The sequence below is a fragment of the Enterococcus sp. DIV1758 genome, assembly GCF_051711985.1.
In the GTDB taxonomy this organism is placed as follows: Bacteria; Bacillota; Bacilli; order Lactobacillales; family Enterococcaceae; genus Enterococcus; species Enterococcus faecalis.
In genome coordinates this window covers 1,370,850-1,382,453 of record NZ_JBIOOA010000001.1, presented here as the reverse complement: position 1 = coordinate 1,382,453, position 11,604 = coordinate 1,370,850, and the positions used below count along the sequence as shown (strand labels likewise).

Sequence of the window (11,604 nt, the reverse complement as noted above, 5' to 3'; positions counted from 1 at the left end):
ATATACATTATACAAAGTAGAGTAAAAAGCATTGAAAATCAAACAAAACCAGTCTTTAGTTATCTAGACTGGTTTTGTCATTTACGTTATAAAAATTATGTTTGTTAATTAAATTTTCTTTGATTGTTTGCTGCAGTTTTTTATTCAAAAAAGACCTAGCATAATTTAGGCAGCAAGTTATACAAAGCATTAATTCATGGTTATTGATTGATTGCAACAGTCGTGTCTTCTGTCGATAGACCTGTCATAGAGGTGCTATCGGAAAATATTTTTTCAACTTCTTGTTCTGATAAAATATTTTCTTTCTTAGGCATTGAAATCGTCGCTTTTTTGGCTTTTTGTGTAATGCTAATTTTACTAGATAATGATTCAAGTCCCATGTCAACGTTCTTGTCTTGCTGCGGTTTCACATTAATCAACATATTTGTTTTATTTTCTTTTGTATTAACAGAAACTTTGGCAGAAACATCTTTGATTTTTTCGAAAGGATCTTGTTCTTTACCTTTTTCAGATGTTTCTGTCGTAATTTTGATTAACTTTTGTAATTCTTTTTTTGTAAACGTATGGGTAATGGTATCCCCTTTTTTCTCAAACGTATCCTTATCTAATCCTTCTAAAAACTCTTTGTATTCTTCCATCGTTTGCTTAAGATCTTCTTCAGATTCTTGAGTCTCTTTAATTGTATCTTGCCATTCTTTCGCGCTTTCCTCGTTCATGGCTAAAAGATCAATGTATTTTCCTTTTAGTTTTTCTGTATCTAACTGAGAACTATCAATAGCACCGTCAGTCATTGAGTCTGCGACAGCGACAATATATTCCATCATATCTGTTGCTAAATAGAGTTTTGGCTCTTTGCCCTCGTTATCTAATGATCCAACCAATGAAATCGGTACATCCATGCCCATCGCTTTTAATTTCATCTCTAAGTTGAATGCTTTTTCTTTTTTGGCATCTACTTGAATCTTCCCAGAAAGCGATGCGTCTTTGATTTGCGTGATGAGCATCCCAATCATAGGATTCGTTTGTGCACTATCTTCTTGTGAAAATTTCATGTCACTAATTGACATAGAGAAATCCCAAACCCCAGATTCTTGTGCGTTTTGATTGCTGATCCCTTGAATGAACTCATCTTTCGCACTTTTGCCACAGCCTGTCAGTAACAAAGCTGAACAGAAAACGCCTGTAATAATCCCCACTTTTCTTTTTAACACACTTTTTCCCCCTCATTATATAAAAAATTAATTCCCTTTTATTAAGAATAGCAAACATTGCTTATAAATAGCAATGTTTAATTTTAGATTTCCTCTCTTTTAATAAGTGGGATTGATTTAATCTTTTAGGTTTGAATCATTAAGCTGTATTATTTTTAAAATAAAATTGCTTTTCGCCAAAAAATACTGGGAAAAGTTCTGCTAAACTGCCAGCTAAAGGACCTTCTCGCAATTCTTTTTCAGTGACCCAAAACAAGGGTTGTTCCGTTTCTTCTGGTAGTTCATCCGCTGTTTCTGCAATGAATAATGTGGCTAATTCCCGCGCACCCGAACAATCATTCAGCCATTCTGCAACACCTACTAATTGTGGTTTCAGCACTAATCCTGTTTCTTCAAGGAGTTCGCGAACCATGGCTGTTTCCATGCCCTCGTTTTTTTCAACATGTCCGCCAGGGAACGTCCAACCAGGCCAATCCTTTTTTTGTCGTTCCTGCACAAGGATTTCATTTTTCTGATTTCTAATCATACATAATGTTGTTAATTCCACTTCAAAATTCTGCTTCATTTGGCACCTCATCATTTTTTCCTTCGTTAAGGTTACGATACAGAAAAACAGAGAGAGATTCAACTAAGAATTTTCTCTGTTTTATCATCTAGCTCTTTAATAAGTCGTATTGCGATTGATATAAATGATGATATAACGCATGTTTTGCCATTAGTTGATCATGAGACCCTTCTTCCACAATACGACCACCATCAATATAGAAAATTTTATCGCTATTTTTGATGGTAGAAAGCCGATGAGCAATAATAAACGATGTCCGTCCTTTTAGAAGTTGTTGTAGTCCTTCTTGTAACAATTCTTCTGTTTTTGTATCAATACTGGAGGTTGCTTCGTCTAAAATTAAAATTTTGGGATCTGCCAGTAAAGCACGAGCAAATGAAATTAATTGGCGTTGTCCTGCCGAGAGTGTACTACCCCGCTCTTCCACAACTGTTTCATAGCCATCTTTTAAATCCTTGATAAAGTCGTGCGCACGAACAATTTTTGCGGCTTGGATAACTTCTTCCTCTGTGGCTGCTAAATTTCCGTACCGAATGTTTTCAATAATTGTTCCTGAAAAAATAAACGTATCTTGAAGCATTACCCCCATTTGTTTTCTTAACGAACGGAGTGTCACATCGCGAACATCATAACCATCAATTTTAACGGCCCCTTCATTCACATCATAAAAACGACTTAACAAATTGATGATTGTTGTTTTACCCGCACCTGTTGGCCCAACCAAGGCGATTGTTTGTCCTGGCTCAATATGAAAACTAACATCGGTCAAAATATTTTTTCCTTCTTCATAACGGAAATAAACATGCTGAAAGTCAACGGTTCCTTTAATTGGCGGCAACGCAATAGCGTGCGGCGCATCTTGAATTTCTGGAACAACATCCATCGTTTCAAAAATCCTTTCCAAATAGGCAGTTGCAGTAATCAGAGAATTGTAGAAGTTACCAATATTGATGACTGGATTCCAAAAGTTATTGATATAACCGATAAAAGCAATTAGCGTCCCAGTAGTAACGGACACACCTAATTGACGGATTCCTACGAAATAGATAAAACAAGTCGTAATGACGGATATATTTTGCACTGCTGGCCATAATAAATACTGGACACGCACAGCTTTCATAAAGGATTGACGATATTCTTCGCTTACCTCGTTAAAAATCTGGAAATTTTCATCTTCTCGTGCAAAAGATTGTGTAATTTTAATTCCTGAAATACTTTCATGAATATAGGCATTTAAGTTTGATTGTTTATTGCTAAGCTCTTGGTAAGCTTTCCGTTGTTTCCCTTGAATAAATAGAACCATCACGAACAACACAGGCAATAGCAGTAAACTGTATAAGGTTAATTTCACATCAATAAATAACATGAAAATTAAGGTAATAATCACATTAAATAAATCAGAAATTAAATTGATCAATCCGTTACTTAATAAATCACTTAACGTATTGATGTAATTGACCACCCGAATTAAGATTTTCCCATGCGGCCGACTGTCAAAGTAAGAAAATGGTAATTTTTGTAGATGCTCAAAAATTGAAAAACGCATATCTTTTAAAATATCTTGTCCAATTTCTGTGATGGCATATATCCGATAGCGCATACACCAACCAATAATCACCAAGGAAAATAGGAAAATAGCTCCTAGTATCAAGAGTAACGAGAGATTCTTTTGTGGAATTACTTGGTCAATCGCAATTTTAGTAAAGTAAGGGCCTAACATACTTGCCAGATTAGCTAATATGATGACAAATAATGTTTTAAAAACAGCTTTTTTGTAAGGCTTAATATAGGCGCCTAATCGTTTATAGTGGGACCAATTAAATTCTTTTTCTAAAGTCTCATCTACATCAAACGTATTTCTAGCCACGCGACTCACCTTCCTTTGTCAGACCTAATTGTTTTTGATATACGTCAAAATATTTGCCTCTTTGTTCGACTAATTCGCTATGCGTACCGCTTTCTACCACACGGCCTTTTTCCATCATCAAAATTAAATTGGCCTCTCTCACAGAAGAAATTCGGTGGGCAATAATAAATGTCGTTTTCTTTTCCGTCAAACGACCTAGTTCTTTTTGAATTTTTGATTCTGTTTCCATATCAACAGCGGAAGTTGTGTCATCTAAAATTAAAATAGCTGGATCTTTGGTTAAGGCACGGGCCAGTGAAATCCGCTGTTTTTGGCCACCAGATAGGCCAACGCCGCGTTCACCAACAATTGTTGCATAACCTTCGGGCATTCTGGAAATAAAGCTATGGGCATCAGCAATTTCAGCCATCATTTGCACTTGTTCCAAGTTAGCCAATGTGTTACCAAAAGCAATGTTATCTTCTATTGTATTGGAAAAAAGAAAGACATCTTGCATAACCATGGAGATATTTTCTCGCAATTTACGAACAGAATAGCTTTTAGCATCTTTTCCATCAATATAAACAGTGCCTTTTGTTGGATCATAGAACCGAGCGATTAAGTTAACTAAAGTGGTTTTGCCTGAACCAGTTTCCCCTAAAATACCAATTGTTTCACCAGGTTTTGCTGAAAATGAAACATCCGATAAAATGGGGGTTTCTGGATCATCTGAAAAATGAAAGGACACGTGATCAAACGTCACATAGCCTTGGATTGGTTCTGCTTCTTTTTCCCGAGCAATGGGAATCTTCGGTTTCGTTGCTAATAACTGACGAATTTTAATGGACGATGCCGTAAAGCGTTGCACATCATTGATCAACCAGCCACTCATTCGCATCGGCATGTTCAACATCCAGAGAAAACCGTTAAAGGCCACTAAATCACCAATTGTCATCCGACCTTGAATTACAAAGAGGCCACCAAGAACTAAGGCAATAACATTTAAACTACCTGCAAAACCGTCTAACCACGGTAAATATTTTTTTGAGACATCTGCAGAAGCCATATTCCATTTTTTATAGTCTTCATTGTGCTTGTTAAACTTTTCAATTTCATAAGGTTCTTGAGAAAAAGCTTTAACCACCCGATTTCCACCAATATTTTCTTCGACCATCGAATTTAGCCGAGAAAAACTTTCCCGGATCTCAAAAAATACCGGATGCGATTCCTTCGACATTTTTTGTGTTAACAGAAAAATCAAAGGCGTAATTAAAATTAATGCCAGCATCAATTGCCAATTGATCGTCCCCATCACAATCACGGCTGCGATGAACCATAAAATACATTCTAAGAGGTTATAAGTGACCCAAGAAACAAAATGGCGGATAGCGTCTGTATCCCCTGTCATTCGCGCCATAATATCGCCAACACGTGTATGATTAAAGAAATCAAAATCTAATTCTTGAAGTTTGACATACATATCTTTTCTTAAGTCAAATAACGCAGATTGTCCAACCGATTCAAACAAGACTTGATAACTATAACGAACAACTGTCCGAATAACGGTCACCCCAATCATAATCCCAAGAATTGGGACAAGCTCTTCAGTTTTCCCCTGATTGATTACTTGGTCTACAATTCTGCCAGATAACAATGGAATAATAACAATTAAAATAGCGTTAATAACGACAAAAATAACAGCTAGCAGTAACTTATTCTTATTTTTTTTAGCATATTGCCAAATCCATTCAAAACTATTCATTTTCTCCCCTACTCTCTCTTGTTTTTATGGACGTGTATAAGATTACTGTTTTTTTATAGGAAAAGAAATGGGCATTCTTGTATATTTTGATGTACAATATAGTATAGAAAGCGGATACAAGTAGGAGTGATTTTTTATGAACTACACAAATAGTCGAACGTTTAATCCTGAAATTTTATATGCCTTCGATCCTTGGAACGAAGAGACCCACCCTTATAATTGTCATCATCATGAATTTCTGGAAATATCTATTCTTTTAGAAGGTGAATCTGAATATATTGTTCAAGGGCAACAGTACCATGCCACTGCTGGTACGGTGTTTCTTTTTAATCCGCGAACGGAACATGGTGAGCAACAAAAAGTAGGAACTTACTCACATCAACTACACATTGGCATTTCAAATCTCTATTTAGAAGGCTTAGCGCGAAACGTATTTCCAAATAAATCAGCTTTATTAGATTTGAGTCATTTACATGGTGCTTTTTTAGAAAAAGCTTGGCAAATTGTTCATGAATTAAACCATCAAGAAGTTGAATCAGCGTTACAAATTAAAGCTTTAGTTATTGAACTATTGGTTTATATTTTAAGAAGCTTAGCAGTTGATCAAGAAAATAAAATTGAAACTCGGCTATCGAAAACGGAAAAAAGAAAACGAAATTTAGTCAATCATACGATTTATTATCTGGAAACGCACCATGACGAAGAAATTACTTTGGAACAGTTAGCTGAAATGTTATATGTTACCCCGACTTATTTGTCGAAAACCTTTAAAGCGGCCACAGGCGTTGGGCCAATCAATTATTTAATTCAAATCCGCTTAAACCATGCGAAAGAATTGCTGAAAAATGATTCCTTAAGTGTCAAAGAAGTGGCAAAAACGGTTGGTTACGAAGATGCCTATCATTTCAGTAAATTATTCAAAAAATATTATGGAAAATCCCCTTCACAATTTTAAGATAAAAAAACAAGGAATCGTCGGCTTCATTGCGTCCGTTTCCTTGTTTTTGCTTTACGTTGACTCTTTTAACTGTTTCGTCATTGTATAATCGGTATGACGTTCATTTCCCATATAAAAATCATGTTCATCTGTTTTGACGAAGCCTAATGATTGATAAAATTTTTGCGCTGAATGATTATGTTCCCAAACACCTAACCAAACCGTCTCTTTTTCTGCTTCTTCTGCTAATTCAATTGCTTTCGTAATCAAATGTTTGCCTAAGCCTAAACGCTTAAAAGATTTACGAATATAAATGCGCTCAACTTGTAACGCTTGTGGATGTTGATAGGTAATCTGAGCATCACCGTGATTTAATTTCACATAACCTGCAAGTTCATTATTATAAAAAGCAAAGAAATATTGCGAATCTTTATGTAAGATTTCGCTTTCTAAAACTGCTGGACTAAATTTCCTCTCATAATGTGCCTGTAAATCCTCTTCGTTTTCGCCATCTCCATAAGTATCTGCAAAAGTCTCTTGGCAAATGGCCTCTAATTCTGGTACGTCTGCGACGGTACACTCTCTAATAAATACTGACATACTAAAACTCCTTTGTAGATTAAATCAACTGTTTAATTAAAATTAAACAAGGATTCCAAGCGTCCCATAATGTCGGAAAAACCTCAAGGCGCTTAAAACCCAATGATTCGTAAAAACGAATAGTATGATCGTACACGGAATAATTTCCTTCGTCAACTGTTTTGACTTGAATAAAAAAATAGTTATTTTTAGAATACGTTTCCACGCTTTCTATCAATAACTTGCCGACACCTTTGCGATGATACCGCTTTTTAACTGCCATACAATGGATTTCTACTGTATCTTTACTTGTTTCTGAAAGTGTTATAAAACCGAGTATTTTATTCTCTACATCCTTTGCCACCCACATAGGTAAAGTACTAGCTATATCGATATACTTACGGGTCTCTTTTTCAAGGCCAAACCATTCTGGAAGATTAAACAATACCTCTTGTGCTATCTGAGTCTTTTTATCTGCATTTTTTTCCCTCATAATTGTGAATTCTTTCAATTTACAACCTCCTTTTTGTTTACATAACAAAATTATTGTATACACGATCCTTTTTATTAAATAATAGCATAAGTAGTTTAAAAATGTAAGCTAGTCATTTATTCTTTATTATTTCCTTAAACCGACTCCTTTTTTCACTTAATCTGCCCTTCCTTTATTTTTTTCTGTTAAACTAAACGTATTAAGTCTATGAGGAGCGTGCGTATATGGATTATCTGAACACCTATAAGCGGTTGCTAGCATTGGCAGATGCAGGTCTTTTTTACGGGAAAGATGCTTTTGATCAAGAACGTTACCAAGAACTACGGGAACTTACGTTACAACTTATTAGCGCAACCGGACACGAAGCGACTGTCTTGCCCGACTTAGAAAAAATCTTAACTAAAGAGGAAGGTTATCCAACACCGAAAGTAGATGTTCGCGGTTTAATAAAAAAAGAGAATCGTTTTTTATTAGTTGAAGATTTACGGACCAAAGAATGGTCATTACCTGGTGGCTATGCCGAAATTGGCTACTCCCCTAAAGAAAATATTGAAAAAGAAGTATTGGAAGAAACTGGCTTAGTTGTTACAGCAAAAGAATTGCTTGCTGTTTATGATACAGATAAACGAAAAGACATTCCTCAACTATTTCAGTACTATAAAATGATCTTTTCTTGTGAGATTTTAGAAAATCATCCCTTTGAAAAAAACATTGAAACCTCGAATTGTGCTTATTTTTCTTTAGATAATCTCCCCCCTCTTTCTATCAAACGAACAACGAAAGAGCAATTAATGGCATTAATGAACCAAACAACTGGAGCGCTTAGTGACTAACAAAAAGGATGAAGAACTTCTGTTCTTCATCCTTTTTCTATTATTAATTACATATTTTCTAAAGCGGCTTGGGCTAATAAGTTTAAGTAGTTCCAAGGGCGATCAAAATGTGGTTGGAAGAAGAAATCAGAAATCGCTAAATCTTCGACAGTCATTTTATTTTGGACCGCTAATGATAAAGTATTGGCAGATTGTGTGATATCATATTTAGACATCAATTGACCACCAACAATGCGTTGTGTTCCTTTTTCATAAACTAATTCCATCAGAACTTTTTCAGTTGTTGGCATAAACTCTGGACGATAGTTATCTTCGAAAACAGTTGCTTCGACATCTAGTCCGTTTAATTTGGCACTTTCTTTTGTCACACCTGTTGAACCAATTTTCCAACCGAATAAATATAAGCCAGAAGTTCCCTGTGTGCCACGATAAGCCAATTTTTGTTCAGTCAAATTACGACCTACTAGCATACCTTGACGAACAGCATTCGTTGCTAATGGGATATAATTTTTTGTTTGACTTGGGTTGTAGTGAACAACTGCACTATCACCCGCAGCAAAAATATCAGGATTGCTTGTTTGCATATACTCATTGACTTCGATTGCACCATTTGGTAACATGTCAACTTTATCTTTTAATAATTCTGTATTTGGACGGAAACCAACACACATAATCACCATATCTGCTTCGAATTCTTGACTTGGTGTAATGACTTTTGCTACTTTTCCTTGCTCATCTGCTACGAATTGTTGGACATTTTCACCTAAAGCTAAATTAACGCCACGATCAACTAATTCTTTTTCTAGAACATCTGTGAATGGCTTATCTAAATATTTATTTAAAATGCGGTCTAACCCGTCAACTAAAGTAACTTGTTTACCTGATTCTACAAAAGCTTCTACTAATTCAATACCAATATAACCGCCACCAACGACAACGACACGTTTGGCATCTTTCGCTTTTTCGATGATCACGTTGGCTTGTGAATAGTTCTTACATAATAAAATATTTTCAGCATCAATTCCTGGAATTGGTGGAATAATTGGCCAAGAACCAGTTGTCATTACTAATTTATCATAAGAAACGGTCTCTGTTGCACCCGTTTGTAAGTTTTTCGCTATAACAGTTTTGTCGTCCACGTTGATTTCTTCAACATTGTGTTCCATCTTCACTGTTGCTCCTAAAGAAGCCAGTTCTTCTGGATTTGAATAAAATAGATCAGCAGCATTTTTAACTACGCCTCCAACGTACAAGGCAATTCCGCAAGATAGGAAGGAAATATTGTCATTTCTTTCATATACAGTGACTTCCGCCTCCGGGTGATTTGCTAAAATACTTTTAACTGCTGAAGTTCCAGCATGGGTACATCCTACGACTACGACTTTCATGTTGTAAATCCCTTCTTTCACAATCTTTGTTTTGCAGAGGTGACGTCTCCCTCTGTCTGTTTAAAATATATCAGAGGAATCAAGCTTATTCGAGTTCTATGCTTGTGAATCGCATATAAAAAAATTCACAAACTGTTGCTAATTCTTAATAATAGCTAGTTAATTTTTTGTTTTTAAGAATTTAAAAGTCAATAACCACACAAAAAAACAAGCATAAGAGTGAAAACTCTTACGCTTGTGAAATTTGCCTAGACAAGTGACTTATCTTTTGATAAATTTTTAACAGTATGTAATTTTTTACACATTCTCCTGTTGTGCTTGTTGGCAATCTGGACATAATCCATATAATTCTAAACGATGTTCATTAATTTCGAAGCCTGTTAATTTACTAGCGGCCATTTCAACGTCCTCTAACCCTGGATAATGAAAATCAACGATTTTACCACATTTTTGACAAATCACGTGATAATGTTTCTTCGAACTAAAATCAAAACGACTAGATGCATCGCCATAACTCATTTCTTGAACGAAACCGATTTCAGTAAATAAACGTAGATTGTTGTAAACCGTTGCTACACTCATATTTGGAAAATGATCTTCTAGTGCGCGATAAATTTCATCAGCTGTTGGGTGTGTATGATTTTCGATTAAATATTCCAAGATAGCATAACGTTGCGGAGTAATTCGGATATTGGCTTCTTTTAATTCAGCAAGTGCATTTTTAACCAATACGTTGTCCATCTTTGTATCCCTCCCCTGTCTATCTTTCTTAAATAATACTATTTCTTATTACGATTGACAAGAATTATTGTAGGATTCTCGTGGAAAAAACGAGCATTTTACTAAACTAAGAGAAATGCTCGTTTTTTGGCGTGTTTTTTATTCTGGAAATTCGTAAAGAGCTGTCGAAAGATAACGTTCACCGTTATCCGGAACCAACGCTAAGACACGTTTGCCTGCGCCTAATTCGACTGCCAAATCAATGGCAGCTTTAATTGCTGCCCCTGCTGAAATCCCCACAAGGATGCCTTCTTTTGGCCCCATTAAACGAGCAGTTTCTAACGCGTCTTCACTAGAAACGGCGGCAACTTTTTGATAAACGGTGGTGTCTAAAACGTCTGGGACAAAGCCAGCACCTATTCCTTGGATTTTATGTGGACCTGGTTCGCCACCTTCTAAAACAGGCGACTCCGTTGGTTCTACTGCAACAATTTCAATATCTGGAAAAATCCGCTTCAATTCATGGCCAACTCCTGTAACGGTTCCCCCAGTGCCAACACCAGAAACAAACGCATCTAAGCCACGTTTACCAAAGACATCAACAATTTCTTTTCCTGTTTTTTGTTCATGTACCATTGGATTAGCTGGATTATTAAATTGCAAAGGCATGAAGTACCCGTGTTCTTCTGCTAATGCTGTAGCTTTTGCAATTGCCCCTTTCATTCCTTCGGCACCAGGGGTTAATAATAAATCAGCCCCATATGCTTGCATTAATTTGCGGCGTTCAATACTCATAGTATCTGGCATCACAATCTTAACTGGATATCCCAACGCAGCACCTACCATTGCTAACCCAATGCCTGTATTACCACTAGTCGGCTCAATAATCGTTTGTCCAGGTTTTAGGCGACCATCTGCTTCGGCTTGTTGAATCATGCTTAAAGCAATTCGATCTTTCACACTGCCACCAGGATTAAAGAACTCTAGTTTAACAAAAACATCTGCAGCTCCTTCTGGTACCATCCGTTTTAATTTCACAACTGGGCTTTGACCAATTAACTCTGTTACTGATTTTACATAACCTTTAGTCATAATCCTACATCCTCCAATTTTACAAACAATATAATAATTCTTTCTCTAAGCATAGCTCAAAAAAACGATTTCTACCAGAAAAACGAATTTTAGTTTGTGAAAAATTAAATAAAAAAACGGATTATACTCATCAAATAATTGCTGCTGGCCCTACCTATTTTCACGATAAAAGACCTTA

General features: G+C 36.0%; 11 protein-coding genes. 2 read left to right on the top strand and 9 right to left on the bottom strand.

What is annotated here, in order from left to right; genetic code table 11:
• Positions 1-200: 200 nt before the first annotated feature.
• The 4 genes from IGJ52_RS06805 to IGJ52_RS06790 all read right to left on the bottom strand — a co-directional run bounded on the left by IGJ52_RS06805 (position 201) and on the right by IGJ52_RS06790 (position 5,384).
• Positions 201-1,211, bottom strand: a complete 1,011-nt coding sequence (locus IGJ52_RS06805) for a hypothetical protein (protein WP_438791986.1) — start codon at positions 1,209-1,211, stop codon at positions 201-203.
• Positions 1,212-1,350: 139 nt separating this feature from the next.
• Positions 1,351-1,776 (bottom strand): 8-oxo-dGTP diphosphatase, encoded by a 426-nt coding sequence (locus tag IGJ52_RS06800; protein WP_438791985.1) that lies wholly within the window; start codon positions 1,774-1,776, stop codon positions 1,351-1,353.
• An 88-nt stretch (positions 1,777-1,864) separates the two neighbouring features.
• The gene (locus tag IGJ52_RS06795; protein ID WP_002378276.1) at positions 1,865-3,643 is read right to left on the bottom strand and encodes an ABC transporter ATP-binding protein; all 1,779 of its coding nucleotides are present in this window, start codon (positions 3,641-3,643) and stop codon (positions 1,865-1,867) included.
• Positions 3,636-5,384: an ABC transporter ATP-binding protein gene (locus IGJ52_RS06790; RefSeq protein ID WP_010708179.1), complete on the bottom strand. Its 1,749-nt coding sequence runs from the start codon at positions 5,382-5,384 to the stop codon at positions 3,636-3,638. The genes IGJ52_RS06795 and IGJ52_RS06790 overlap by 8 nt, the downstream gene beginning before the upstream one ends.
• Positions 5,385-5,520: 136 nt before the next feature.
• Between IGJ52_RS06790 and IGJ52_RS06785 the strand changes: the two genes are divergently transcribed.
• Positions 5,521-6,339 carry a helix-turn-helix transcriptional regulator gene (locus IGJ52_RS06785; RefSeq protein ID WP_002369381.1) on the top strand — a complete coding sequence of 273 codons (819 nt, stop codon included), beginning with the start codon at positions 5,521-5,523 and terminating at the stop codon, positions 6,337-6,339.
• Between the two features lie 54 nt (positions 6,340-6,393).
• Here IGJ52_RS06785 and IGJ52_RS06780 read toward each other — a convergent pair whose 3' ends face one another.
• Positions 6,394-6,921 carry a GNAT family N-acetyltransferase gene (locus IGJ52_RS06780; RefSeq protein WP_104855740.1) on the bottom strand — a complete coding sequence of 176 codons (528 nt, stop codon included), beginning with the start codon at positions 6,919-6,921 and terminating at the stop codon, positions 6,394-6,396.
• A gap of 19 nt (positions 6,922-6,940) precedes the next feature.
• A complete protein-coding gene (locus IGJ52_RS06775; protein WP_033591669.1) occupies positions 6,941-7,393 on the bottom strand; it encodes a GNAT family N-acetyltransferase in 453 nt (150 codons plus the stop codon).
• A 224-nt stretch (positions 7,394-7,617) separates the two neighbouring features.
• On the opposite strand from IGJ52_RS06775, the gene IGJ52_RS06770 reads away from it, so the two are divergent.
• Positions 7,618-8,226, top strand: coding sequence for an NUDIX hydrolase N-terminal domain-containing protein (locus IGJ52_RS06770; RefSeq protein ID WP_010715206.1), 609 nt, complete (start codon positions 7,618-7,620; stop codon positions 8,224-8,226).
• 47 nt (positions 8,227-8,273) lie between these two features.
• Here the strand turns inward: IGJ52_RS06770 and IGJ52_RS06765 are convergent, their stop codons facing one another.
• The 3 genes from IGJ52_RS06765 to cysK form a co-directional block, all read right to left on the bottom strand.
• On the bottom strand, positions 8,274-9,614 hold the full coding sequence (locus IGJ52_RS06765) for an NADH oxidase (RefSeq protein ID WP_002357559.1): 1,341 nt from the start codon (positions 9,612-9,614) through the stop codon (positions 8,274-8,276).
• Positions 9,615-9,911: 297 nt separating this feature from the next.
• The gene (locus IGJ52_RS06760; RefSeq protein ID WP_002357560.1) at positions 9,912-10,355 is read right to left on the bottom strand and encodes a Fur family transcriptional regulator; all 444 of its coding nucleotides are present in this window, start codon (positions 10,353-10,355) and stop codon (positions 9,912-9,914) included.
• A 138-nt stretch (positions 10,356-10,493) separates the two neighbouring features.
• Entirely contained in the window at positions 10,494-11,426 is a 933-nt protein-coding gene (gene cysK, locus IGJ52_RS06755) for a cysteine synthase A (RefSeq protein WP_002366697.1), read from the bottom strand.
• Positions 11,427-11,604: the final 178 nt, after the last annotated feature.

Excerpts from the sequence above, each read along its gene's own strand:
- IGJ52_RS06780 (WP_104855740.1), bottom strand. The coding sequence starts at position 6,921 with ATGTCAGTATTTATTAGAGAGTGTACCGTCGCAGACGTACCAGAATTA.
- IGJ52_RS06775 (WP_033591669.1), bottom strand. The coding sequence starts at position 7,393 with ATGAGGGAAAAAAATGCAGATAAAAAGACTCAGATAGCACAAGAGGTA.
- IGJ52_RS06765 (WP_002357559.1), bottom strand. The coding sequence starts at position 9,614 with ATGAAAGTCGTAGTCGTAGGATGTACCCATGCTGGAACTTCAGCAGTT.
- IGJ52_RS06760 (WP_002357560.1), bottom strand. The coding sequence starts at position 10,355 with ATGGACAACGTATTGGTTAAAAATGCACTTGCTGAATTAAAAGAAGCC.
- IGJ52_RS06800 (WP_438791985.1), bottom strand. The coding sequence starts at position 1,776 with ATGAAGCAGAATTTTGAAGTGGAATTAACAACATTATGTATGATTAGA.
- IGJ52_RS06790 (WP_010708179.1), bottom strand. The coding sequence starts at position 5,384 with ATGAATAGTTTTGAATGGATTTGGCAATATGCTAAAAAAAATAAGAAT.
- IGJ52_RS06785 (WP_002369381.1), top strand. The coding sequence starts at position 5,521 with ATGAACTACACAAATAGTCGAACGTTTAATCCTGAAATTTTATATGCC.
- cysK (WP_002366697.1), bottom strand. The coding sequence starts at position 11,426 with ATGACTAAAGGTTATGTAAAATCAGTAACAGAGTTAATTGGTCAAAGC.
- IGJ52_RS06770 (WP_010715206.1), top strand. The coding sequence starts at position 7,618 with ATGGATTATCTGAACACCTATAAGCGGTTGCTAGCATTGGCAGATGCA.